Origin of the sequence: Ligilactobacillus sp. MP3, assembly GCF_024436335.1 — a bacterium.
GTDB lineage: Bacteria > Bacillota > Bacilli > Lactobacillales > Lactobacillaceae > Ligilactobacillus > Ligilactobacillus salivarius.
Window position 1 is genome coordinate 1 of the sequence record NZ_JANFQI010000007.1, and the last position, 26,141, is coordinate 26,141.

16 protein-coding genes and 5 tRNA genes are annotated in these 26,141 nt (G+C 35.3%); 20 read left to right on the forward strand and 1 reads right to left on the reverse strand.

Annotated features, from left to right (window positions below; all coding sequences use genetic code 11):
• The first annotated feature begins 6 nt into the window (after window positions 1-6).
• The 14 genes from NOU10_RS06200 (at window position 7) to rpoC (ending at window position 19,056) form a co-directional block, all read left to right on the forward strand.
• A tRNA-Leu gene (locus NOU10_RS06200) sits at window positions 7-92 on the forward strand.
• A gap of 8 nt (window positions 93-100) precedes the next feature.
• Window positions 101-174: transfer RNA gene (locus NOU10_RS06205), tRNA-Arg, on the forward strand.
• Window positions 175-221: 47 nt separating this feature from the next.
• Window positions 222-295 (forward strand) — tRNA-Arg (locus tag NOU10_RS06210).
• Window positions 296-299: 4 nt separating this feature from the next.
• Window positions 300-373: transfer RNA gene (locus tag NOU10_RS06215), tRNA-Pro, on the forward strand.
• Window positions 374-774: 401 nt separating this feature from the next.
• Window positions 775-1,725 carry an aspartate carbamoyltransferase catalytic subunit gene (locus NOU10_RS06220; RefSeq protein WP_255906316.1) on the forward strand — a complete coding sequence of 317 codons (951 nt, stop codon included), beginning with the start codon at window positions 775-777 and terminating at the stop codon, window positions 1,723-1,725.
• Window positions 1,725-3,014 carry a dihydroorotase gene (locus tag NOU10_RS06225; RefSeq protein WP_003699711.1) on the forward strand — a complete coding sequence of 430 codons (1,290 nt, stop codon included), beginning with the start codon at window positions 1,725-1,727 and terminating at the stop codon, window positions 3,012-3,014. Before NOU10_RS06220 ends, NOU10_RS06225 begins: the two co-directional genes overlap by 1 nt.
• The gene (locus tag NOU10_RS06230; RefSeq protein WP_178847500.1) at window positions 3,014-4,102 is read left to right on the forward strand and encodes a carbamoyl phosphate synthase small subunit; all 1,089 of its coding nucleotides are present in this window, start codon (window positions 3,014-3,016) and stop codon (window positions 4,100-4,102) included. Before NOU10_RS06225 ends, NOU10_RS06230 begins: the two co-directional genes overlap by 1 nt.
• Window positions 4,095-7,280, forward strand: coding sequence for a carbamoyl-phosphate synthase large subunit (carB, locus tag NOU10_RS06235; RefSeq protein ID WP_255906317.1), 3,186 nt, complete (start codon window positions 4,095-4,097; stop codon window positions 7,278-7,280). The genes NOU10_RS06230 and carB overlap by 8 nt, the downstream gene beginning before the upstream one ends.
• An 18-nt stretch (window positions 7,281-7,298) precedes the next feature.
• The gene (locus NOU10_RS06240) at window positions 7,299-8,243 is read left to right on the forward strand and encodes a dihydroorotate dehydrogenase (RefSeq protein WP_255906318.1); all 945 of its coding nucleotides are present in this window, start codon (window positions 7,299-7,301) and stop codon (window positions 8,241-8,243) included.
• A gap of 36 nt (window positions 8,244-8,279) precedes the next feature.
• Window positions 8,280-8,353: transfer RNA gene (locus NOU10_RS06245), tRNA-Pro, on the forward strand.
• Window positions 8,354-8,543: 190 nt separating this feature from the next.
• Entirely contained in the window at window positions 8,544-9,011 is a 468-nt protein-coding gene (locus NOU10_RS06250) for a CtsR family transcriptional regulator (RefSeq protein ID WP_003701965.1), read from the forward strand.
• Window positions 9,012-9,020: 9 nt separating this feature from the next.
• Window positions 9,021-11,519 carry an ATP-dependent Clp protease ATP-binding subunit gene (locus tag NOU10_RS06255; protein ID WP_370687297.1) on the forward strand — a complete coding sequence of 833 codons (2,499 nt, stop codon included), beginning with the start codon at window positions 9,021-9,023 and terminating at the stop codon, window positions 11,517-11,519.
• 243 nt (window positions 11,520-11,762) lie between these two features.
• The gene (locus NOU10_RS06260; RefSeq protein WP_255906319.1) at window positions 11,763-15,362 is read left to right on the forward strand and encodes a DNA-directed RNA polymerase subunit beta; all 3,600 of its coding nucleotides are present in this window, start codon (window positions 11,763-11,765) and stop codon (window positions 15,360-15,362) included.
• A gap of 28 nt (window positions 15,363-15,390) precedes the next feature.
• The gene (gene rpoC / locus NOU10_RS06265; protein WP_161022696.1) at window positions 15,391-19,056 is read left to right on the forward strand and encodes a DNA-directed RNA polymerase subunit beta'; all 3,666 of its coding nucleotides are present in this window, start codon (window positions 15,391-15,393) and stop codon (window positions 19,054-19,056) included.
• Window positions 19,057-19,101: 45 nt separating this feature from the next.
• Here rpoC and NOU10_RS06270 read toward each other — a convergent pair whose 3' ends face one another.
• Window positions 19,102-19,818 (reverse strand): A24 family peptidase, encoded by a 717-nt coding sequence (locus tag NOU10_RS06270; protein WP_101897696.1) that lies wholly within the window; start codon window positions 19,816-19,818, stop codon window positions 19,102-19,104.
• 284 nt (window positions 19,819-20,102) lie between these two features.
• Here NOU10_RS06270 and rpsL point away from each other — a divergent pair, with 284 nt between their 5' ends.
• From rpsL to NOU10_RS06300, 6 genes are all read left to right on the forward strand, one after another.
• Complete coding sequence (gene rpsL / locus NOU10_RS06275; RefSeq protein ID WP_003703807.1) at window positions 20,103-20,516, forward strand: 30S ribosomal protein S12; 414 nt, start codon at window positions 20,103-20,105, stop codon at window positions 20,514-20,516.
• Window positions 20,517-20,550: 34 nt separating this feature from the next.
• Window positions 20,551-21,021 (forward strand): 30S ribosomal protein S7, encoded by a 471-nt coding sequence (gene rpsG, locus NOU10_RS06280; RefSeq protein ID WP_003699701.1) that lies wholly within the window; start codon window positions 20,551-20,553, stop codon window positions 21,019-21,021.
• A gap of 120 nt (window positions 21,022-21,141) precedes the next feature.
• Window positions 21,142-23,235, forward strand: a complete 2,094-nt coding sequence (gene fusA, locus NOU10_RS06285; protein WP_003709226.1) for an elongation factor G — start codon at window positions 21,142-21,144, stop codon at window positions 23,233-23,235.
• A 104-nt stretch (window positions 23,236-23,339) separates the two neighbouring features.
• On the forward strand, window positions 23,340-24,071 hold the full coding sequence (locus tag NOU10_RS06290; protein ID WP_003704913.1) for an NAD-dependent protein deacylase: 732 nt from the start codon (window positions 23,340-23,342) through the stop codon (window positions 24,069-24,071).
• 17 nt (window positions 24,072-24,088) lie between these two features.
• The gene (locus tag NOU10_RS06295) at window positions 24,089-25,273 is read left to right on the forward strand and encodes a MalY/PatB family protein (protein WP_255906320.1); all 1,185 of its coding nucleotides are present in this window, start codon (window positions 24,089-24,091) and stop codon (window positions 25,271-25,273) included.
• A gap of 154 nt (window positions 25,274-25,427) precedes the next feature.
• Window positions 25,428-26,117, forward strand: a complete 690-nt coding sequence (locus NOU10_RS06300; RefSeq protein ID WP_003699697.1) for a response regulator transcription factor — start codon at window positions 25,428-25,430, stop codon at window positions 26,115-26,117.
• Window positions 26,118-26,141: the final 24 nt, after the last annotated feature.

Here is a 26,141-nt window from a genome sequence, read left to right on the forward strand (position 1 = left end):
AATTTTGCCGGGGTGGCGGAACTGGCAGACGCACAGGACTTAAAATCCTGCGGTGAGTGATCACCGTACCGGTTCGATTCCGGTCCTCGGCATTATTAATGCACCCATAGCGCAACTGGATAGAGTGTCTGACTACGAATCAGAAGGTTGCAGGTTCGACTCCTGCTGGGTGCATTGCGTTAACTGAATATATTTCAGTTTTTTTATTTTGTATAGTTTTTGCATCCATAGCGCAACTGGATAGAGTGTCTGACTACGAATCAGAAGGTTGCAGGTTCGACTCCTGCTGGATGCATTATCGGGAAGTAGCTCAGTTTGGTAGAGCACCTGGTTTGGGACCAGGGGGTCGCAGGTTCGAATCCTGTCTTCCCGATTTTTTAATTTCTGATATAGCTAAAATGAGTGATTCTTCAATCTCTCATTTTTTGTCTTGACATTAACTTTGTTTTAAAGTATCCTTAGTTACAGCAATAAACCTTTAAGAATAGTCCAGAGAGGCTAAGAAGGAAGCGTCTTTTTTAAGAGCTCGGATAAAGTATACTGATTGAAGCATAGTTAATTACTGTGATCTTCTACTTATACCTACACTTAGTTTGGACAATTCTAAACTAAGTGTTTTTTTATAGGTTATTGCATAATAAACCATTTAATTGTTTCCAGAGAGTGCAAAAAGGTTTTATAAGATGCGATATAACTGTATACAAATGGATGTCGTATAAACTTTTACCCCGGAAATGATTATTTCCGGGGTATTTTTTATTAAGGAGAAAAAAGATGGATAAATTATTAAGTCTAAATAATTTCGTTTCAGTTGAAAATTTAGAAAATGAAGATGTTGAAAAATTAATTAAAAGAGCAGAATATTTTAAGAATGGTGGGGAAGCTCCTCATTTGAACAAAGAAGTATATGTTGCTAATTTATTCTTCGAAAATTCAACTAGAACACATACAAGTTTTGAAATGGCAGAAAGAAAATTAGGATTAACAGTTATTCCTTTTGATCCAGGTCATTCTTCTGTAAATAAAGGAGAAACTTTATATGATACATTATTAACACTTGGGGCTCTTGGAGTAGATTTATCCGTTATTAGACATTCAGAAAATAATTATTATGAAAAATTGATTAATTTAAATCCCGATCAACATTTAAACATGGGAATTATAAATGGTGGTGATGGAAGTGGACAACATCCATCACAATGCATGTTAGATATTATGACTATTCACGAACAGTTTGGAACTTTTAAAGGATTAAAAGTTGTGATTGTTGGAGATTTAAAGAATTCAAGAGTAGCGAGAAGTAATATGCAATTACTAACTAGATTAGGTGCAAAAGTATACTTCTCAGGACCTAAATATTGGTATAGTTCAGAATTTGATAAATATGGGGAATATGCACCACTAGATGAATTAATTGAAAATATGGATGTTGTGATGTTATTAAGAGTTCAACACGAACGTCATGACGGTGATAAAAATGAAAAATTATTTTCAGAAACTGAGTACCATAAATTGTATGGACTTGATGAAAAGCGTTACAATAAATTAAAGAAGGATGCAATTATTATGCATCCAGGTCCTGTAAACCGTGGTGTAGAATGGGCAGATGAATTAGTTGAAGCACCTAAGTCAAGATACGTAACACAAATGAAAAATGGTGTATTTATGCGTATGGCAATGATTGAAGCTGTAATGAGAGGTCGAAAGTTAGGGGGACTAGAATAATGGCAACATTAATTAAAAATGGAAATCTTTACCAAGCTGGAAGAATTTATCAAGCTGATGTCTTAATCGAAGATGGAAAAATTAAGGCAATTGGTAAGAATTTATCAGATGTAGTAAAAGAAAATTTAGTAGAAATTGACGCAACTAATAAGCTAGTTGCACCAGGGTTAGTTGATGTTCATGTTCATTACAGAGATCCAGGATTTACATATAAAGAAACTATTCATACTGGAAGTTTAGCAGCTGCACATGGTGGATATACTACAGTTTGTGCAATGCCTAATCTTGATCCAGTACCTGATACACCCGAATTGGTAGAGAAAATGTGTTCCCGTAATCAAGAAGATGGTGTTGTTAAAGTTAAACAATACGGTTCGATAACTCATGGTCTAAAAAGTGAGGAATTAGTTGATTTTGATGGAATGAAAAAAGCTGGTGCATTTGCTTTTAGTAATGATGGATCTGGTGTTCAAACTGCAGGAACAATGTATCAAGCAATGAAATCAGCAGCTGCTTTAAATATGGCGATTGTAGCACATGTGGAAGATAATTCATTATTATTCGGTGGTGTTATGAATGCAGGAAAGAGAGCTGAAGAATTAGGATTACCAGGTATCCTAGGCATTAGCGAATCTTCACAAATTGCTCGTGACTTACTTTTAGCCAAAGAGACTGGAGTTCATTACCATGTATGTCATGTGTCTACTAAAGAAAGTGTTGAATTAGTTAGATTGGCCAAACAACATAAAATAAATGTAACATGTGAAGTATCGCCACATCATTTACTACTAGCAGATGTCGATATTCCTGGAAATGATCCTTATTATAAGATGAATCCACCATTAAGAGGTGTAGAAGATAGACAAGCTTTAATTGATGGTTTGTTAGACGGAACAATTGATATGATTGCTACAGATCATGCTCCACATAGCATTGACGAAAAAACTGGTGATATGCGAGAGGCATCGTTTGGTATTACTGGTAGTGAAACAGCATTTGCAATGTTGTATACCAAATTTGTCAAAACAGGAATCTTCACACTGGAACAATTATTACAATGGATGAGTATTAATCCTGCTGAAAAATTTGGAATGGAAGATGCCGGAGAATTATTACCAGGAAAGAGTGCAGACTTAGCAATCTTTGATTTAAATAAAGAATATGTCATAAAAGAGGAAGATTATTTATCTAAGGGAATAAATACACCTTTTACAGGCGAAAAAGTGTATGGTCAAACAGTTTTAACTATGGTAGATGGGCAAAAAGTATACCAAAAGGAGGAAAAGTAATGAAACGCTATTTGATTTTAGATGATGGCTCTGTTTTTGAAGGTGAAGGATTTGGAGCAAAAAGAACTTCTTTTGGTGAAGTAGTTTTTACTACCGGCATGACAGGATATCAAGAAGCTGTTACTGATCAGTCATATGCCAATCAGATTTTAGTTTTTACTAACCCATTAATTGGTAACTATGGGGTGAACTTAGATGATTTTGAATCCTTAGAACCAAATTGTCAGGGGGTTGTTTGTCGCGAAGTTGCTAGAGTTTCAACTAATTGGCGCAAACAAGAAAGTTTTCCAGAATTTTTAGAAGAAATGAATATTCCAGGAATTAGTGGTATTGACACACGTGCATTAACCAAACTCTTACGTTCACACGGAACAATGAAAGGTATGTTAGTTGATGCTGAAGTTGACATTGAGGAAGCAAAACAAAGATTACATAATACAGAAATAACCAGTCAAATGGTAGCTGAAGTGTCTACAAGTAAAGCATATCCAAATCCTGGTAATAAGCGAAACATTGTTTTAGTAGACTATGGAGTTAAGCATAGTATTTTACGTGAGTTGGCTGCACGTGATTGTAACACAATTGTTTTACCTTATACGGCCACAGCTAAAGATATTTTAAGACTTAAGCCAGATGGAGTATTACTATCTAATGGACCTGGTGATCCAATTATGATGGAGAATGCAGTTGAAATGGTCAAAGAAATTGAGAAAAAATTGCCAGTATTTGGTATCTGCTTGGGCCACCAAATCTTGTCATTAGCAAATGGAGCCAAAACATTTAAGATGAAATTTGGTCATAGAGGCTTTAACCATCCAGTAAAAGAAATTGCTACAGGTAAGATAATGTTTACCTCACAAAACCATGGGTATGCAGTAGATCCAGATTCCATTGAAGGAACAGATTTAATTGTTACACATACAGAAATTAATGACGGAACCGTAGAAGGTGTTAAGCACAAGTATTATCCAGCATTCTCCGTGCAATTCCATCCAGATGCAGCACCTGGACCACTTGATGCAATAGATATTTTTGATGATTTTATGCAAATTATTGATCAAAGAAAGGAAGAGAGAAACAATGCCTAAAAGAACAGATGTCCACAAAATAATGGTGATTGGTTCAGGTCCAATTATTATCGGTCAAGCAGCAGAATTTGATTATTCTGGAACACAAGCTTGTTTGGCTTTACGTGAAGAAGGATATGAAGTAGTTTTAGTAAACTCCAATCCTGCTACTATCATGACAGATACAGAAATTGCCGACAAGGTATATATTGAGCCATTAACAGTTGAATCAGTTTCTCGAATCATTCGTCAAGAATTTCCAGATGCAATTTTACCTACTTTAGGTGGTCAAATTGGTTTGAACTTAGCAATCGCATTGGCTAAAACTGGAATTTTAGAAGAATTAGGAATAAAGCTTCTAGGAACGCAATTAGATGCAATTGATCAAGCTGAAGACAGACAAAGATTTAAGGAATTAATGCAAGAATTAAATGAACCAGTTCCAGACTCAAAGACTGTTGAAACTGTGCAAGAAGCTTTAGATTTTGCAGCTGAAATTGGATATCCTGTTATTGTTCGTCCTGCATTTACGATGGGAGGAACTGGTGGCGGATTGTGTGATAATCCTGAACAATTAAAGGAAATAGTAGCCAATGGTCTAGAACTGTCACCAGCAACTCAATGTTTGATTGAAAAATCAATTATGGGTTACAAAGAAATTGAATTTGAAGTAATGAGAGACGCTGATAATAATGCGATGGTAGTATGTTCAATGGAAAACTTTGATCCAGTTGGTATACATACAGGTGATTCTATCGTGTTTGCTCCAACTCAAACTTTATCAGATAGAGAATATCAGATGTTGCGTAACTGCTCTTTGAAATTAATAAGAGCATTGAAAATTGAAGGTGGATGTAATGTTCAATTAGCTTTGGATCCTAATAGTTATAGATACTATGTTATTGAAGTAAATCCTCGTGTATCACGTTCATCAGCATTAGCTTCTAAAGCAACAGGTTATCCTATTGCTAAATTAGCAGCTAAGATTGCTGTAGGATTGACACTGGATGAAATTAAAAATCCTGTTACAGGAACAACATTTGCTGAATTTGAACCCGCTCTTGACTATGTTGTTGCTAAGATTCCACGTTGGCCATTTGATAAATTTACTCGTGCAAATCGTCGTTTAGGTACTCAAATGAAGGCAACTGGTGAAGTAATGGCTATTGGACGTAGTGCTCAAGAAGCTTTACAAAAAGCAATTCGCTCATTAGAAATTGACGAAAAAGATTTAATTTCTGCTAAAGCACAATCTGCAACTGATGATGAAGTAGAAGAAAAATTATTCCACGCACAAGATGACAGACTATTTTATATAGCAGAAGCATTTCGTAGGGGTTACACAATTGAAGAAGTACACGAATTAACCAAGATTAATTTGTATTACTTAGATATTGTAAAACAAATTGTAGAGTTAGAAAGTGAACTTTCTCAAAATAAAGAAGATTTAGATGTTTTAAAACGTGCAAAACGTTATGGATATAGTGATTACACAATTGCTAAGTTATGGGGTACTACAGAAGATGAAGTAAGAAATTTACGTAAAGAACATAAATTGCTACCTGTTTACAAGATGGTAGATACTTGTGCAGCAGAATTTGATTCAAGTACACCTTATTTCTATAGCTCATATGACTTAGAAAATGAAAGTAAAAAATCTGATAAAAAGTCAGTGCTTGTAATAGGTTCAGGTCCTATTAGAATTGGCCAAGGTGTAGAATTTGACTATGCAACTGTACACAGTGTTAAGGCTATCCAAAAATTAGGATATGAAGCAATTGTAATGAATTCTAATCCTGAAACAGTATCAACAGATTTCTCGATTTCTGATAAATTGTATTTCGAACCTTTAACACTTGAAGATGTTTTAAATGTGATTGATTTAGAACAACCAATGGGAGTAATTGTACAATTTGGTGGGCAAACAGCGATTAACTTAGCCGCTGGATTAAAAGCACATGGTGTAAAGATTTTAGGTACAACAGTTGAAGATCTGGATAGAGCTGAAGATAGAGAACTATTTGACCAAACAATTAAGAATTTAGGATTGAAACAACCAATTGGTAAAACAGCAACCACTCAAGAACAAGTTATTGCTTGTGCAGAAGAAATTGGCTATCCAGTATTAGTTCGTCCAAGTTATGTTTTAGGTGGTCGTGCTATGGAAATTGTTAACAATGAACAAGAGTTATTAGATTATTTAGCACAAAATGCTCCTGCAGAAATTGATCACCCAATTCTCGTAGATGCTTACTTGTCAGGTCTAGAATGTGAAGTAGATGCGATTTGTGATGGTAAAGACGTATTACTTCCAGGTATTATGGAACATATTGAACATGCTGGCGTCCACAGTGGTGATTCTATGGCTGTTTATCCACCTCAAAGCTTTGATGAAAATATAAAGCAACAAATTGTGGATGCAACTGAAAAGTTAGCTGTCGCATTAAAGTGTGTTGGTATTATGAATATTCAATTTATTATCCATAACAACGAAGCATATGTGTTAGAAGTAAATCCTCGTGCTAGTCGAACTGTACCATTCTTAAGTAAGATTACTGGAATTGAAATGGCACAAGTTGCAACAAGAGTAATTCTAGGAGAATCATTAGCAGAACAAGGATATCAAAGTGGTTTATACCGTGAAAGTGATATGGTACATGTTAAAGCACCAGTATTCTCATTTAGTAAGTTAGCAGATGTTGATAGCTTCTTAGGACCTGAAATGAAGTCTACAGGTGAAGTTATGGGTAGTGACTACACCTTTGAAAAAGCACTGTATAAAGCATTTACAGGTGCTAAGATGGAATTACCAGATAATGGAAACGTGCTATTAACAATTGAAGATAAAGATAAGGATGCTGTATTACCACTTGCTAAGAGATTTAGTAAGATAGGTTATCGTATGTTTGCAACTGAAGGAACAAGTCAATTTTTACGTGAAAATGGTTTGTTTGTACAAACTGTAGATAAGTTAGGTAAAGATACTGGTAATGAAACTTCATTACATGATTTGATCGTTAATGATGGTGTTGATTTAGTAATCAATACTATGAGTCATGATCAAGAAGTAGCATCGGATGGGTTTGTAATCCGTCAATTAGCTATCGAGCATAATATTGCATTGCTAACATCATTAAATACAGCAGATGCATTATTAAAAGCACTTGAAAATCGTTCATTTGCTACTAACTCACTTTAATTAATGGAGGAATTTATCATGGAAACAAAAAAATTGGCAGTATCATTGCCTGGACTAGAATTAAAAAATCCTATCATGCCTGCTAGTGGAACTTTTGGCTTTGGCGATGTTCCAAGCGCTAATAAATATTCTTTGGATACATTAGGAGCATTGGTTATAAAAACTACTACTCCAGAAGCTAGAACCGGGAATCCTGATCCTAAAATATCAGTAATTGAAGATGGAGTCTTAAATGCAGTTGGTCTTACTAATCCTGGTGTAGATGTAGTAGTGTCTGAAAAGTTATCAACTTTAAGAGAAAAATATCCTGAACTACCAATAATTGGAAGTGTTGGTGGAGCAACAGAGGATGATTATGTTGAAGTAGCTACTAAGTTGTCACAATCAGGAATGGTTAATGCATTAGAACTGAATATATCTTGTCCTAATGTCCATGAGGGTGGTATGGCATTTGGAACTGTTCCAGAAGTTGCTGAAAGATTAACAAAGAAAGTTAAGGAAGTTTCAACAGTTCCTGTTTATGTAAAACTCTCACCTAATGTAACAGATATAGTGGCTATTGCCAAAGCTGTAGAGCGTGGTGGAGCAGATGGAATAAGCATGATTAATACAGTTTTAGGAATGCATATAGATGTAGCTTCAGGTAAACCAGTACTTGGTAACATTATGGGTGGTTTATCTGGAAAAGCTGTAAAAGCAATTGCGATTAGAATGATCTATCAAGTCGCTCAAAACACTGATTTGCCAATTATTGGAATGGGCGGAGTAGAAACAGTAGATGATGTCTTAGAGATGTATATGGCTGGTGCTTCAGCTGTTGCTGTTGGAACTGCACATTTCCATGATTCTATGATTTGTCCACATTTAATTGAAGAACTTCCAAAAAGAATGGAAGAATTGGGAATTGAAAGTCTTGAGGAATTACGTTTAAATGTGAAAAAACGTGGAGCGTTCAAGCTTTAATAAGTAAAAATAAAGTAATATAATAGAATCTGTACTCGGAAAATAGCTCAGCTTGGTAGAGCACATCGTTCGGGACGATGGGGTTGCAAGTTCGAATCTTGTTTTTCCGATAGGATTCTAAAAAACACAATATTGTTAAACTCTCTTTGAGTAGAGTAGGGATTAAAAAATTCTTGCACTACTTTAAAGAGAGTTTTTTGATTGTTAATAGATACTAAATTTTTGCATTTGTTGCCGAAATTCATTTATAATAGACTAAAAGTCAATGTAGGTCAAACCTACAAGAGAGGATGGAGAATTATGCAGAACCGTAACATTTCAGATATTATTGAACAATATTTGAAAGATATATTGGCTGATTCAAGAAGAATTGAAATAAAGCGGTCTGAGATTGCACAGCAATTTGACTGTGTTCCATCACAAATTAATTATGTAATAAAAACTCGTTTTACTTTGAAAAATGGCTATGTTGTTAAAAGTAAACGTGGCGGTGGCGGCTATATTCGGATTGTAAAAGTAGATTTGGCAGAGAATCAGTCTGTTTTAGATGATTTGATTTCTGCAATTGGCACTGAAATTACAGAAAACCAGGCTTACCAATTAATTAGTAGTTTATACGAGGATGGCGTCTTTTCTAGAAAAGAAGCAAATTATGTCTTAGCTGCTATTAGCCGACAAGCTTTGGATTTGCCGACTGCTGAAATGGAAAATATGATTCGCGCAAGGATTTTGGTAAGTATCTTAAATCAATTGAGATGCGAAGAATAGAAGGGAGTAATGGTTATGGCTATGGAAGAAAGGTATACACCGAGTGCTAAACAAGTATTAGTTCTTGCACAACAACAAGCTAATTACTTCAAGCATCAAGCAATAGGAACAGAGCATTTGCTTTTAGCACTAACAATGGAAAAAAATGGCGTAGCTGCTAAAGTATTACAAAGTTTTGTAGTAACTGAAGTAGATGTGCGAGAAGAAATTGAACATATCGTAGGATACGGTAATTTACAACGTAGAGGCGCTGATACTTATTTACCATATTCCCCAAGGACTCGTTATGTATTAGAGCGTGCTAGAGAACATGCTAAACTTTTTAATGTTGAAAAGGTAGGAACAGAACATATTTTGTTAGCACTATTAGAAGATGATAAAACTATTTCTTCACGTATTCTAGCAGCTCTGAATATTGATTTACGTAAGGTGAAAAATATTACCTATCGTACAATGGGTGTAGATGCAACAACAGCTAATAGAACACGTAAGAAATTAGCGTTATCAGAAAAGAAACAGGATAATGGTACACCTACGTTAGATGAATTAGCACGTGATTTGACAGAAATGGTGCGTAAAGATCAAATTGATCCAGTAGTTGGTAGAGATAATGAAATTAAGCGTGTTGTTCAAATTTTAAGTAGAAGGACAAAGAATAATCCAGTTCTTTTGGGAGAACCAGGTGTAGGTAAAACAGCTGTTGCAGAAGGATTTTCACAAAAGATTGTAAATGGTGAAGTTCCTGATAATTTGAAGAATAAGCGTGTAATGATGCTTGATATGGGATCTTTGGTTGCTGGAACAAAATATCGTGGTGAATTTGAAGATCGATTAAAGAAGATTATTGAAGAAATTCGTGAAGATGGCAATGTTATTTTATTCATTGATGAAATGCATACTCTAATAGGCGCGGGTGGTGCTGAAGGCGCGATAGATGCTTCCAATATTTTAAAACCAGCATTAGCGCGTGGTGAAGTACAAGTAATAGGTGCAACAACTTTAAATGAATATCAAAAATATGTTGAAGCTGATGCAGCTTTGGAAAGACGCTTTGCTAGTGTGACAATTAATGAACCAACTCCAGAAGTAGCGTTGACAATTCTAAAAGGATTACGTCCTAAATATGAAAAACACCATCAACTTCAAATTACAGATGAGGCATTAGAGAGTGCAGTTAAGTTAAGTAAAAGATATATTGCTTCAAGATTTTTACCTGACAAGGCAATTGATTTAATGGATGAGGCTGCTGCTAGAGTAAGAATTAATAATGCACAAAAAGTGGACAAAGTTTCTGCAATAAAGAAGAAATTATCAGAGCTTTCTCAAGAGAAGACAGAAGCGTTGTTAAAAGAAGATTTTGAAAAAGCTGCAGAAATCAGAAATGAAGAATTAAAGATTCAAGAAAAGCTTGAAAAGCAAATCCAACGTGACAAAGATGAAGAGGATAGCAATAACTATCGTGTAAAAGTTACGGCTGAAGATATTGCAGAAGTTGTTTCTGAATGGACTGGTGTTCCAGTGACTCAAATTAATCGTTCTGAAGGAGACCGACTAATTAGATTAGAAAAGATATTGCATAATCGAGTTATAGGACAAGATGAAGCTGTTAAAGCAGTAAGTAAAGCGATAAGAAGAGCAAGAAGTGGTTTGAAGGATCCTACAAGACCAATTGGCTCATTTATGTTCTTAGGTCCTACAGGTGTAGGTAAAACTGAATTAGCTAAAGCTTTAGCAGAAGCTATGTTTGGCTCAGAGGATTCAATGATTAGAATTGATATGAGTGAATATATGGAGAAATACACAACTAGTCGTTTAATTGGATCTCCTCCTGGATACGTAGGATATGATGAAGGCGGACAATTAACTGAAAAGGTTAGAAATAATCCTTATTCAGTAGTATTATTAGATGAAGTTGAAAAAGCTCATAATGATGTTTTCAATATCTTGTTACAAGTATTGGATGATGGATTTTTAACTGATTCTAAAGGTAGAAAGGTAGACTTCAGAAATACAATTATCATTATGACATCTAACTTAGGTGCTACAGCCTTACGCGATGAAAAATCAGTAGGTTTTGGTGCAAAAGATGTCAGCGATGATTATGAAGCAATGGCAGCAAAAGTTAGAGAAACATTGAAGAAGACTTTTAGACCAGAATTCTTGAATCGTCTTGACGAAACTGTTGTATTCCATTCGCTTAATAAAGAAGAAATTCATCAAATTGTTAAATTGATGGCTAAGAATATTATAGATAGGATTAAAGAACAAAATATTAATCTGAAAATAACCCCTGCAGCAATAGATATAGTTGCAGAAGCTGGATTTGATGCTGAATATGGTGCTCGTCCTATTAGACGTGTCCTTCAAGATAAGATAGAGGACTTACTAAGTGAAGAATTATTAGCAGGTAATATCGAAACTGGAGCAACAGTAACAATAGGTGCTAAAAAGGGTGAAATAACGATAAAAGTTAAGAATCCAGTAGCTGCAGAAAAAATAAATAATTAATAGTTATATTTAGTATTGACAAATACCGAATATCCATTTAAAATATATAAATGCGAAAAACTGTGAATTGATTGTTTGTTATGATATATTGTCCATAGCAGACTTGATAAAAGCAAAAATAGTATGAAGCAAATTTAATTTGTCTCTGTCTGTTTTTGCTTTTTTTTGCCAAAAAACCGGTAAAAATAAAAAATGTAATAAAATTGTAATAAATTAATCGAGTCACAGCAAATTTTTTGAGAGGTGAACAACTTGGCAGGACACTTAGTAAAATACGGTAAACACCGTGTACGTAGAAGTTACTCGCGAATTAAAGAAGTTCTTGATCTACCTAACTTGATTGAAGTTCAAACTGATTCTTACAAGTGGTTTTTAGATGAAGGTCTTCGTGAAATGTTTGATGACATTATGCCAATTGAAGATTTTCAAGGTAAATTATCACTTGAATTTGTAGATTATCAACTTTTAGAACCAAAGTATACAGTTGAAGAAGCACGTCAACATGATGCTAATTATTCAGCACCATTACATGTTACTTTACGCTTAATCAACCATGAAACTGGTGAAATTAAGTCACAAGATGTATTCTTTGGTGATTTTCCATTGATGACTAAGCAAGGTACATTCATTATTAACGGGGCAGAACGTGTTATTGTTTCACAATTAGTTCGTTCTCCAGGTGTATACTTCAACTCCGAATTAGATAAGAATGGTCGTACTAACTACGGTACAACTGTAATTCCTAATCGTGGGGCTTGGTTAGAATATGAAACAGATGCAAAGAATGTAGCATATGTACGTATTGATCGTACTCGTAAAATTCCATTAACAGAACTTATCCGTGCTTTGGGATACGGTTCTGATAATGAAATTGTAGAAATTTTAGGATCTAATAGCGATAGCTTGATGCTTACTTTGGAAAAAGATGTACATAAGAATATGGATGATTCTCGTGTAGAAGAATCTTTGAAAGATATTTATGAACGTCTACGTCCAGGTGAACCAAAGACTGCTGATTCATCACGTAGTTTGTTAACAGCTCGTTTCTTTGATCCAAAGCGCTATGATTTAGCACCTGTTGGTCGTTATAAGATTAACAAGAAGTTAGATTTAAAGACACGCTTATTGAATTTAACTGTTGCAGAAACATTGGCTGATCCTGATACAGGCGAAATTATTGTAAATAAGGATGAAGTTATTGATAAGCAAGTTATGGATAAATTAGCTCCATACTTAGCAAGAGATGACTTCAAGACATTTACTTTCCATCCATCTGAAGAAGGTGTTGTTCAAGAACCAATGACTCTTCAAATTGTGAAAGTATATTCACCAAAGGATCCAGAAAAGGTAGTAAATGTTATTGGTAATGCAAATGTTGATATCCAATTCAAGCACATTACACCAGCTGATATAGTAGCTTCCATGAACTACTTCTTCAATTTACAAGAAGGTATGGGTTCAACAGATGATATTGACCACTTGGGTAACCGTCGTACTCGCTCTGTAGGTGAATTATTACAAAACCAATTTAGAATTGGTTTATCACGTATGGAACGTGTTGTACGTGAACGTATGTCAATTCAAGATACATCAACTGTTACACCACAACAATTGATTAATATTCGTCCAGTTGTTGCTTCAATTAAAGAATTCTTCGGAAGTTCTCAATTGTCCCAATTCATGGACCAAACTAATCCATTGGGTGAATTGTCTCATAAGCGTCGTTTCTCTGCTTTGGGACCTGGTGGTTTGACTCGTGATCGTGCTGGATACGAAGTTCGTGACGTTCACTATACACACTATGGTCGTATGTGTCCTATCGAAACTCCTGAAGGTCCTAACATCGGTTTGATCAACAGTTTATCTTCTTATGCTCGTATTAATAAGTATGGTTTTGTTGAAACACCATATCGTCGTGTATCTTGGGAAACACATAAAGTTACAGACAAAATTGACTACTTAACAGCCGATGAAGAAGATAATTACGTTATCGCACAAGCTAACTCACCATTAAATGATGATGGTTCCTTTGTTGATGATGTAGTTATGGCTCGTAAGAAAGATGATGACGTTGAAATTTCAACTGAAAAAGTTGATTACATGGACGTTTCACCTAAACAAGTAGTTGCTGTTGCTACAGCATGTATTCCTTTCTTGGAAAACGATGACTCTAACCGTGCTTTGATGGGTGCTAACATGCAACGTCAGGCTGTTCCTTTGATTAAGCCACATGCACCATTAGTTGGTACAGGTATTGAATACAAAGCTGCACATGACTCTGGGGTAGCATTGATTTCTGAACATGACGGTACAGTTGAATATGTAGATGCTCGTGAAATTAGAGTTCGCCGTGACGATGGTTCTTTGGACAAGTATAAATTGATGAAATTCCATCGTTCTAATGGTGGTAAGAACTATAACCAAACACCAATTGTACGTGTTGGAGACAGAGTAGATGCTGATGAAGTATTAGCTGACGGACCAGCTATGGAAAATGGAGAATTGGCTTTAGGTCAAAATCCATTGATTGCATTTATGACATGGGATGGTTATAACTTCGAAGATGCTATCGCAATTAACGAACGTTTAGTTAAAGAAGATGTTTATACATCTATTCATATTGAAGAACATGAATCTGAAGCTCGTGATACTAAATTAGGACCTGAAGAAATCACACGTGAAATTCCTAATGTTGGTGAAGATGCTCTTAAGAACCTTGATGAATTTGGTATTATCCGTATTGGTGCTGAAGTAAAAGATGGAGATATTTTAGTTGGTAAAGTAACTCCTAAAGGTGTAACAGAATTATCTGCAGAAGAAAGATTGTTACATGCTATCTTCGGTGAAAAAGCACGTGAAGTTCGTGATACATCATTACGTGTTCCTCACGGTGCAGGTGGTATTGTTCAAGACGTTAAAATCTTTACTCGTGAAGGTGGAGATGAATTATCCCCAGGTGTAAATATGATGGTTCGTGTTTACATTGCTCAAAAACGTAAATTACAAGTTGGGGATAAGATGGCTGGACGTCACGGTAATAAAGGTACTGTTTCTGTTGTTATTCCAGAAGAAGATATGCCATTTATGCCTGATGGTACTCCAATCGATATCATGCTTTCTCCAATGGGTGTGCCTTCCCGTATGAACATCGGACAAGTTTTGGATCTTCACTTAGGTATGGCTGCTCGTAAATTAGGTATTCACGTAGCTTCACCAGTTTTCGATGGTGCTCGTGATGAAGATATTTGGAGTGCATTACAAGAAGCTGGATTACCTGGCGATGGTAAGACTGTTTTATATGATGGACGTACAGGTGAAGCATTCGATAACCGTATAGCAGTTGGTGTTATGTACTACCTTAAACTTGCACATATGGTTGACGATAAGATTCATGCTCGTTCAATTGGACCTTACTCATTAGTTACACAACAACCACTTGGTGGTAAGGCACAATTTGGTGGACAACGTTTTGGTGAAATGGAAGTTTGGGCATTAGAAGCTTATGGTGCTGCTTACACATTGCAAGAAATTTTGACTTACAAATCTGACGATGTTGTTGGACGTGTTAAGACTTATGAAGCTATCGTTAAGGGCGAACCAATTCCAAAACCAGGTGTTCCTGAATCATTCCGTGTTCTTGTTAAAGAATTACAAGCATTAGGTATGGATATGAAAGTTCTTGATGCTGATAAGAATGAAATTGAATTACGTGATATGGATGACGAAGACGATGATATTGTTAACGTTGATGCATTGAAGAAATTCGCAAAGGAACAAGAAGAAAAGAAAGCTAAAGAAGCAGAACAAGAAACTGCTGAAAAAGAAGAAACTAAGACAGAATAGACAATTATAAGAAAGGGAGGTCGGTCCTTTGATCGATGTCAATAAATTCGATAGTATGCAGATCGGTCTTGCTTCTTCCGATAAGATCCGTAGCTGGTCTTATGGTGAAGTAAAGAAACCTGAAACTATTAACTACCGTACATTGAAACCAGAAAAAGATGGCTTGTTTGATGAACGTATTTTTGGACCTACTAAGGACTGGGAATGTGCCTGTGGTAAGTACAAACGTATCCGTTATAAAGGTGTTGTTTGTGATCGCTGTGGGGTTGAAGTTACTCGTTCAAAAGTACGTCGTGAACGTATGGGTCATATCGAATTAGCAGCTCCTGTTACACATATTTGGTACTTTAAGGGTATTCCAAGTCGTATGGGTCTTGTCTTAGATATGAGTCCACGTGCATTGGAAGAAATTATCTACTTTGCATCTTATGTAGTTACAGATGCAGGTGATACAGCACTTGAAAAGAAACAACTCTTAACTGAAGGCGAATATCGTGAAAAACGTGAAGAATATGGTGATGGCTTTAAGGCAGCAATGGGTGCTGAAGCTATTAGAACTTTACTAAGAGATGTAGATCTTGAAAAAGAATGTGCTGAATTAAAAGAAGAATTACGCGAAGCTACAGGTCAAAAACGTACTCGTGCAGTTCGTCGCTTAGATATTTTAGAAGCATTTTTGAACTCTGGAAATCATCCTGATTGGATGGTTATGGATGCAATCCCAGTTATTCCACCTGATCTTCGTCCAATGGTTCAATTAGAAGGTGGACGCTTTGCAACTTCTGACTTGAATGATTTATATCGTCGAGTTATCAACCGTAACAATCGTTTGAAACGTTTATTAGATTTGAACGCTCCTGGAATTATTGTTCAAAATGAAAAGCGCATGTTGCAAGAAGCTGTTGATGCTTTAATTGATAATGGTCGTCGTGGTCGCCCAGTTACTGGTCCTGGTAACCGTCCACTTAAGTCATTGTCACACATGTTGAAAGGTAAGCAAGGTCGTTTCCGTCAAAACTTACTTGGTAAGCGTGTTGACTATTCTGGTCGTTCAGTTATTGATGTGGGTCCTAAGTTGAAGTTAAACCAAATGGGTATTCCTCATGAAATGGCTTTGGAATTGTTCAAACCATTCATGATGAGAGAATTGGTTAAGCGTGAAATGGCATCTAACATTAAGAATGCTAAGCGTAAGATTGAACGCCGCGATGAAGATATTTGGGATGTTTTAGATGATGTTATCAAAGAACACCCAGTTCTACTAAACCGTGCCCCTACGCTTCACCGTTTAGGTATCCAAGCTTTCGAACCAGTATTGGTTAACGGTAAAGCTATGCGTCTCCATCCATTGGCTTGTGAAGCTTACAATGCCGACTTTGACGGGGACCAAATGGCTATTCACGTTCCTTTATCAGATGAAGCTCAAGCTGAAGCTCGTTTATTGATGTTAGCTGCTCACCATATCTTAGCTCCAAAAGATGGTAAACCAATCATTTCACCATCTCAAGATATGACAATCGGTAACTACTACATCACACTTGAAGAAGCTGGTCGTGAAGGCGAAGGTATGGTATTTAAGGACGTTAACGAAGTAAGAACAGCTTACCAAAACGGATATGTACATTTGCATACAAGAATTGGTTTGCAAGCTTCTTCATTAGCTAAGTTAGGTACACCATTTACTGATTGGCAAAAAGAACGTATTTTAATAACTACAGCTGGTAAAGCAATCTTTAATGAAATTCTACCTGCTGATTTCCCATTCTTAAACGAGCCTACACAAGAAAACTTAACAGGAATGACTCCTGATAAGTACTTTGTAGAACCAGGAACAGATATTAAGGAATTCATTAAGAATCAACCTTTAGTAGGACCATTTAAATCTGGATTCTTATCAGATATTATCGCTCAAGTTTATAAAGAGTATAAAGTAACTGCAACTGCAGAATTACTTGACCGCATGAAAGATTTAGGTTATTACGAATCTACTAAATCAGGTTTAACTGTTGGAATCGCTGACGTTACTGTTTTGAAAGAAAAGCCAGAAATTATCGAACAAGCACACAAGAATGTTGCAACTGTTGCTAAGCAATTCCGTCGTGGTTTGATTACAGATGAAGAACGCTACAATCGTGTTATCTCTATCTGGAACAAAGCAAAAGATGATATTCAAGCTAAATTGGTTGAAAACATGGATCCATCTAACCCAATTCAAATGATGAGTGATTCAGGTGCTCGTGGTAATATTTCTAACTTTACACAGTTATCTGGTATGCGTGGCTTGATGGCTGCTCCTAACGGTAAGACAATGGAATTACCTGTTATTTCAAACTTCCGTGAAGGACTTTCTGTTTTGGAAATGTTCTTGTCCTCTCACGGTGCTCGTAAAGGTATGACGGATACAGCTTTGAAGACTGCTAACTCTGGTTACTTGACTCGTCGTTTAGTAGACGTTGCTCAAGATGTTATCATTCGTGAAGAAGACTGTCATACAGATAGAGGTTTGGATGTTACTGCTATTACTGAAGGTAACGAAATGATTGAACCATTATATGATCGTATTTTGGGTCGTTATACTATGAAAGAAGTTAAAGATCCTAATACTGGTGAAATTATTGTTCCTGCTAATGTATTAGTAGAAGAATCCGAAGCTCGTAAGATTGTTGATGCTGGTGTACAAAAAGTTACTATTCGTTCTGCATTCACATGTAACACACGTCACGGTGTTTGTGAACGTTGTTATGGACGTAACTTAGCTACTGGTGATGAAGTTGAAGTTGGTGAAGCAGTAGGTACTGTTGCTGCTCAATCAATTGGTGAACCAGGTACACAGTTAACAATGAGAAACTTCCACCAAGGTGGGGTTGCTGGTGGCGACGATATTACTCAAGGTCTTCCTCGTGTTCAAGAATTATTTGAAGCACGTAATCCTAAAGGTCGTGCAGTAATTACAGAAGTTACTGGTGTTGTTGATACAGTTGAAGAAAATCCTGCTGAACGTACAAAAGAAGTTACTGTTAAAGGTGAAACAGATACTAGAACATATAGCTTGCCATTTACTTCCGTTCTTAAAGTTAAGGAAGGCGATCAAGTTCATCGTGGTGATGCATTGACTGTAGGTTCTATTGATCCTAAGGAACTTATCAAGGTTCGTGATGTTTTATCTACAGAAAACTACATTTTACGTGAAGTTCAAAAAGTATACCGTATGCAAGGTGTAGATATTTCAGATAAGCATATTGAAATCATGACTCGTCAAATGTTACGTAAAGTACGTATTATGGATCCAGGTGATACAGATATGCTTCCAGGAACTCTATTGGATATTAGCCAATTCAAAGATCGCAATACAAGTGCAATCATTGAAGGTAGAATTCCTGCTACTGCACGTCCAGTTCTTCTTGGTATTACTAAAGCTGCTCTTGAAACAAACAGTTTCTTATCTGCTGCTTCATTCCAAGAAACAACACGTGTATTGACAGATGCTGCAATTCGCGGTAAGAACGATCCACTTGTTGGTTTGAAAGAAAATGTTATTATTGGTAAGACAATTCCTGCAGGTACAGGTATGAAGAAGTATCATGATATCGAACCAGAAGTTGTTAATAGCAATGTAACAGATGGTGTTTATTCAATCTCTGAATTAGAAGAAAAGATTAATGAACAACAAAATAATGTTGAATCTTCAAACTAGAATATAGAAGTAAAAAAATCAGGTAGATTTTCTACCTGATTTTTTTTATATTATTGGAATTTTAAATATATTTGTTGCATAAAAAATAATTAAAATACTCAAACTTAAATATGGAATAAAGGGGTGAGAAGCAGAAAAATCTCTTTTGATTAAATATGAAATAATTCCTAAAATACATGATAAAAGAATTACTACTAGAGTATTGTAAAATCCTAGTAATAAAAAACTAAAAACAATCAAGATAGTATCTGCAGTACCAAATTTATTTAGAAGATTACAACTGATTAAAATGATTGTGAAAAGAATGATTATGAGAAAATTAGCTTTTAGATTAGTAATTACGGTATGAAATCTAAAAATGAGCAATATTAATCCTCCATATTCAAGAGTAATTGAATCAACGCTCAATGTGTAATAATCTTCTAAAGAGATTAAAGTAAGCCAGACTACTAGTAATGATGTAAAAATTAAATTAGTATTCGCTATTATGATCGTATTAAAAATAAATATGACACCAATAGCTAATTCAATAACAGTACTACTTAAAGGAATTTTTTGCTTACAGAAATGACATTTTCCTTTTTGAAGTATAAAACCAATAATAGGTATCAATTGCCAATGCTGCAAAGTTTGTGAGCAGTTATCGCAGAAAGACCTAGGATATATAATGCTTATTCCTAATTTATATCGGTAAGCAATGCACGAAATAAATGAACCTAAGCAAGTTCCTAATATAAATAATAGAAAAAATATGTAAATCATAATAATTTCACCTCTTAATTATAAATTACGCTGAAAATAAATAAAATTAGCACAAAAAATATAAAAATTAAATTGACATCAGTGTATTAAGCGTGATATTCTATTAAAGGTGCTTTATGTGAACAGTTCTCTTGAGTTATCTCAAGATCGTGCTGGCTGTGAGCAGGTTAGCACATTTATTCTGACGTACATTGAGGCGTTATTTTTTTAAACTCAAAAAAGAAACTCCTGGATGTGTGTACTTAATTAATATTCTTAAAATAAGGAAGGAGGAAGCTTTAGAGATGCCTACAATTAACCAATTAATTCGTAAAGGTCGTAAATCTAAAGGTTCAAAATCTAATTCCCCAGCTTTAAACTTTGGGTACAATAGTTATAAGAAAGTACAAACAAACAACTCAGCTCCACAAAAACGTGGTGTTGCAACTCGTGTTGGTACAATGACACCTAAGAAGCCTAACTCAGCTTTACGTAAGTATGCTCGTGTTCGCTTATCTAACTTAATTGAAGTTACAGCTTATATTCCAGGTATCGGACACAACTTACAAGAACATAGTGTTGTTCTTATTCGTGGTGGTCGTGTAAAAGACTTACCTGGTGTTCGTTACCATATCGTTCGTGGTGCTTTAGATACAGCAGGTGTTGAAGGCCGTATGCAAAGCCGTTCTAAGTACGGTGCTAAGAAGCCTAAGAAATAATTTTAGTAACTAGTATTTGAGGAGGTTATTTTAAATGCCAAGAAAAGGTGCCGTTGCAAAACGCGAAGTGCTCCCAGATCCAATTTATAACTCAAAATTGGTTACTCGCTTAATCAACCGTTTAATGTTAGATGGTAAGCGTGGGACTGCATCAAAGATTTTATACCAAGCATTTGATATTATTAAGGAACAAACAGGAAATGAACCATTGGATGTTTTTGAAGAAGCAATGAAGAACATCATGCCTGTACTTGAAGTTAAGGCACGTCGTGTTGGTGGTTCTAACTACCAAGTTCCTATTGAAGTTCGTCCAGATCGTCGTACAACTTTAGGTTTACGTTGGTTAGTTCAATACTCACGTCTTCGTGGTGAACATACAATGTCCGAACGTTTAGCTAAAGAAATCATGGACGCAGCAAACAATACAGGTGCAGCTGTTAAGAAACGTGAAGATACACATAAGATGGCTGACGCTAACCGTGCATTCGCACATTATCGCTGGTAATTTTCACAAATGGCTGTTATATGGTTTGTTTAGTAAAGCCTATAATAGTCATTTTTTTGAAGGTTTACTTATTAATTCGATTAGTTATAATTTTTAATTTTGGAAGGAGAGAAATTCTCAATGGCAAACAAACGTGAATTCCCATTGGAAAAAACACGTAATATCGGTATTGTTGCTCATATCGACGCTGGTAAGACAACAACAACTGAACGTATCTTGTACTACACAGGTAAGATTCACAAAATTGGTGAAACACACGATGGTGCTTCCCAAATGGACTGGATGGAACAAGAACAAGAACGTGGTATTACAATCACATCTGCTGCTACAACAGCTCAATGGAAAGAAAACCGTATTAACATTATCGATACCCCGGGACACGTTGACTTTACAGTTGAAGTAGAACGTTCATTACGTGTTCTTGATGGTGCGGTAGTTGTTTTAGATGCTCAATCTGGTGTAGAACCACAAACAGAAAACGTTTGGCGTCAAGCTACAACATACGGTGTTCCTCGTATTGTTTTTGTTAACAAGATGGATAAGATTGGTGCTAACTTTGATTACTCTGTAAGCACAATTAAAGATCGTTTACAAGCAAATCCATTGCCTGTACAAATGCCTATCGGTGCAGAAGATAGCTTTGAAGGTGTTATCGACTTAATCGAAATGAAGGCTGATTTGTATGATGAAGACGAATTAGGTTCAAAATGGGATACAGTTGATGTTCCAGATGAATACAAAGAAGATGCACAAGCTCGTCGTGATGAAATGATCGAAGCTTTAGCTGACGTTAATGAAGATATCATGGACAAGTATCTTGAAGGTGAAGAAATCAGCAACGATGAAATTCGTGCTGCAATTCGTCAAGCTACATTGAACTTAGATGTATTCCCTGTATTTGCAGGTTCTGCTTTCAAGAACAAAGGTGTTCAAATGATGTTAGATGGTGTTAATGATTACTTACCATCTCCATTAGATGTTAAGCCATACAAGGCAACAGATCCTGAAACAGGTGAAGAAGTTGAATTGAAAGCTGACGACTCTGCTCCATTCGCAGGTTTAGCATTTAAGATTGCTACAGACCCATTCGTAGGTCGTTTAACATTCTTCCGTGTTTACCGTGGTACTCTTGAAGCTGGTTCATACGTATTGAACGCTACAAAGGGTAAACGTGAACGTGTAGGTCGTTTACTACAAATGCACTCTAACCACCGTAAAGAAATTCCAGAAGTATTCTCTGGTGATATCGCTGCTGCTATTGGTTTGAAGAACACAACAACAGGTGACTCCTTAACAGATCCTAAGACACCATTGATTCTTGAATCTATGGAATTCCCAGATCCAGTTATCCAAGTTTCTGTTGAACCTAAATCAAAAGCAGACCAAGATAAGATGGACGTTGCTTTACAAAAACTTGCTGAAGAAGATCCTACATTCAAGGCTGAAACAAACCCTGAAACAGGTGAAACATTGATCGCCGGAATGGGTGAATTGCACTTGGATATCATCGTTGATCGTATGAAGCGTGAATTTAACGTTGAAGCTACTGTTGGTGAACCTCAAGTTGCTTACCGTGAAACATTTACAAAACAAGTATCTGCACAAGGTAAGTTTGTTCGTCAATCTGGTGGTAAAGGTCAATACGGTGACGTTTGGATTGAATTTACACCAAACGAAGAAGGTAAAGGTTTCGAATTCGAAGATGCTATCGTTGGTGGTGTAGTTCCTCGTGAATACATCCCTTCAGTAGAACAAGGTTTGAAGGAAGCTATGCAAAACGGTGTATTAGCTGGTTACCCATTAATCGACGTTAAGGCTAAGTTATATGATGGTAGTTACCACGATGTTGACTCCAGTGAAGCTGCATTTAAGGTTGCTGCATCCTTAGCATTACGTAATGCTGCTCCTAAGGGTGGTGCTGTAATTCTTGAACCAATTATGAAGGTTGAAATAATTGCACCAGAAGATAACTTGGGTGATGTTATGGGGCATGTTACGGCTCGTCGTGGACGTGTTGAAGGTATGGAAGCACGTGGTAACGCACAAGTTGTTAACGCATTTGTTCCATTGGCTGAAATGTTCGGTTACGCAACTGTATTACGTTCCGCAACACAAGGTCGTGGTACATTTACAATGACAATGGATCACTACGAACCAGTTCCAAAGAGCATCCAAGATGAAATTATTAAGAAAAATGGCGGTAACGCTGAATAATTCTTAGTAAATTAAGATAAAGAACTCAGACGAAGTCTGGGTTCTTTTTTTTTACATATAGGGTAAAATAAGATGTAGATATATTATAGAATGGAGGGATTTTCATGGATGAAAATATACTTAAATTAAAAAAATTAGTTTCAGAGAGTAGTAATATTGTCTTTTTTGGTGGAGCAGGAGTATCTACTGAAAGTGGAATTCCAGATTTTAGAAGTGAACAAGGGATTTATAATACAGTAAAGAATTTTGGTTATCCTCCAGAGCAAATTTTATCGCATTCATTTTTTATGAAAAATCCAGAAAAATTTTATGATTTTTATCGTTCTACTATGATATATGAAAGTGCTAAGCCTAATTTAGCACATTTAGGATTAGCTAAATTAGAGAAACAAGGTAAGTTAAAAGCCATTGTTACTCAAAATATAGATGGACTACATCAATTAGCAGGAAGTAAGACTGTTTACGAATTGCATGGATCAATTCATAGAAATTATTGCATGAAATGTGGCAAATTTTACCCATTAAGTACAATTACAGAAAGTAAGGGTGTACCACAATGTAAAGAGTGTGGTGGGATAATCAAACCAGATGTTGTTTTATATGAAGAAGGATTAGATGAAGAAATTATCAATAATAGTATTAAAGCAATAAAAAAAGCTGATATGTTAATTGTAGGTGGAACTTCCCTAAATGTTTATCCAGCTGCAAGTTTTGTTAATTATTATGATGGGAATAAACTAATTTTAATAAATAAAAGTAAGACACCTTATGATAGATATGCAGATTTATTAATCCATGATAGTATAGGAAAAGTTTTTAATGAAATAATAGAGTAAAGTTGAGAGGTAGTAGAATGTACAATTTTGATAAGGTGGCAAAGTTTCAAAATTCACTTAAGTGGCATGTTAATGATAGTGAATTACCAATGACACTTGGTGATATGGATTTTGAAGTAGCACCTGAAATAATTACTGAATTACACAAAAGAATAGAAAATAAGAATTTTGGATACGAATATATTCCGTACGAATATTATGTAAGTGTAGCTAAATGGTATAAAGAAATGCATAATTGTACCCTTGATATTTCCTGGATGTCTTTTTCTCAAGGAGTAGTAGCTACTTTATCAGCTATTATTACTAATTTAATGAATGAAGATAGTGTAATGACAGTTTTAACTCCAGGATTTGATAAATTTAAGAAAGTTGGAGAAGGAAAACAAAAAGTATTAGTAAGTGAACTTATTTACGATAAAGAAAAGCGCAATTATGACATTAATTGGCTAGATTTAGAAGATAAATTAAAAAAGACTAATCTCTTTGTTCTTTGTAATCCGCATAGTCCAGTTGGAAAAATATGGTCTCAGAAAGATTTGGAAAAGATACTAAAACTAAGTTTAAAGTATGATTTTAAAATTTTTAGTGATGAGATTCATGGAGAAATAACATTTGATAAGAAATATACTCCATTATTTAGTTTAGACGAAAAGTTATTAAAGAATACGATTATAGCAGTTTCACCAAGTAAAGCATTTAATATTGCTGGAATTCAAACTGCAACAATAATAACGCCAAATAAAGAGTTGAAAGAGCAAGTAGATAACGCAATAAAAAGTTTCCATTTTAATGAAGCTAATAGTTTAGCAGTTCCGGCAACAATTGCAGCATATACAGAAGGAAAAGATTGGCTTGAAGAATTGAAAGATTATCTAAGAGAAAATCGAAATTTCATTGAACGTTTTTTAGAGCATAATGTTCCAGATGTAAAACCAAGTTTAAATGAAGCATCATACTTTCTTTGGTTGGATATATCATCATTAAATGTTGATGCACAAGAATTAACGGAATTTATTCGTAAAAAGACAGGTTTAATTTTAACTGCTGGAGATAAATTTGATGGAAATGGTAAACAATTCTTACGCATGAATATAGCAACTTCAACGGATTTAATTGAAGATGCATTGAGGAGATTGCAGCGAGCTATTGTACTATTTAAGCGGAAAGATGACGATTTAATGAACTTGATATTAAATAAATAATTAGGTTGTTACTTTAATAATTATTTAAGACATACTTCAAAAAAATATCAAGAATATTTATAGAAAACTTCAGTTGCGATAGCGCTTAACTTTGATACAATAGTATTATAAATCGTACACTATAATCTAAGTAGTGTACCTAAGGAGATAGAAAATGAAAATTTTAATTGTTGATGATGATAAAGATATTGTTGAATTATTAAGTATATATGTTGAAAATGAAGGATATGAAGTAGAAAAAGCATATAATGGTAAAGAAGCTTTGTCTAAGTTGAACATGAATCCTGACATTGCATTGATGATCTTAGATGTGATGATGCCACAAATGGATGGGATGGAAGTAATTCGTGAGGTAAGAAAAGAATCACAAATTCCAGTATTAATTTTATCTGCTAAAACGGATGACTTGGATAAAATTCAAGGTTTAGTACAAGGTGCGGATGATTATGTTACAAAGCCATTTAATCCTTTGGAAGTTATGGCACGTGTAAAATCATTATTGCGTAGAGCTGAACATAATGTTAAAAATAATGAACCAGATCAAATCGAAATTGGGCCACTCATTATAAAGAAAGATTCTCATGAGGTAAAGACATTAGAAGGCAAGGAAATTAAATTAACTGCACTAGAATTTGGAATTTTACATTTACTTGCTAGTCATCCTAATCGAGTTTTCTCAGCTGATGAAATCTTTGAAAGAGTTTGGCAACAAGAATCTGTTGTATCAGCTAAGACCGTAATGGTTCATGTTAGTCATTTGCGTGATAAAATTGAAGATGCAACTAATGGAGAACAAGTTATCCAAACTGTTTGGGGTGTTGGATATAAGATAGAGTCACACTAATTTAGTAAGCTAAAGGGGAAAAGA

Excerpts from the sequence above, each read along its gene's own strand:
- NOU10_RS06220 (WP_255906316.1), top strand. The coding sequence starts at position 775 with ATGGATAAATTATTAAGTCTAAATAATTTCGTTTCAGTTGAAAATTTA.
- NOU10_RS06225 (WP_003699711.1), top strand. The coding sequence starts at position 1,725 with ATGGCAACATTAATTAAAAATGGAAATCTTTACCAAGCTGGAAGAATT.
- NOU10_RS06230 (WP_178847500.1), top strand. The coding sequence starts at position 3,014 with ATGAAACGCTATTTGATTTTAGATGATGGCTCTGTTTTTGAAGGTGAA.
- carB (WP_255906317.1), top strand. The coding sequence starts at position 4,095 with ATGCCTAAAAGAACAGATGTCCACAAAATAATGGTGATTGGTTCAGGT.
- NOU10_RS06240 (WP_255906318.1), top strand. The coding sequence starts at position 7,299 with ATGGAAACAAAAAAATTGGCAGTATCATTGCCTGGACTAGAATTAAAA.
- NOU10_RS06250 (WP_003701965.1), top strand. The coding sequence starts at position 8,544 with ATGCAGAACCGTAACATTTCAGATATTATTGAACAATATTTGAAAGAT.
- NOU10_RS06255 (WP_370687297.1), top strand. The coding sequence starts at position 9,021 with ATGGTTATGGCTATGGAAGAAAGGTATACACCGAGTGCTAAACAAGTA.
- NOU10_RS06270 (WP_101897696.1), bottom strand. The coding sequence starts at position 19,818 with ATGATTTACATATTTTTTCTATTATTTATATTAGGAACTTGCTTAGGT.
- rpsL (WP_003703807.1), top strand. The coding sequence starts at position 20,103 with ATGCCTACAATTAACCAATTAATTCGTAAAGGTCGTAAATCTAAAGGT.
- rpsG (WP_003699701.1), top strand. The coding sequence starts at position 20,551 with ATGCCAAGAAAAGGTGCCGTTGCAAAACGCGAAGTGCTCCCAGATCCA.
- fusA (WP_003709226.1), top strand. The coding sequence starts at position 21,142 with ATGGCAAACAAACGTGAATTCCCATTGGAAAAAACACGTAATATCGGT.
- NOU10_RS06290 (WP_003704913.1), top strand. The coding sequence starts at position 23,340 with ATGGATGAAAATATACTTAAATTAAAAAAATTAGTTTCAGAGAGTAGT.
- NOU10_RS06295 (WP_255906320.1), top strand. The coding sequence starts at position 24,089 with ATGTACAATTTTGATAAGGTGGCAAAGTTTCAAAATTCACTTAAGTGG.
- NOU10_RS06300 (WP_003699697.1), top strand. The coding sequence starts at position 25,428 with ATGAAAATTTTAATTGTTGATGATGATAAAGATATTGTTGAATTATTA.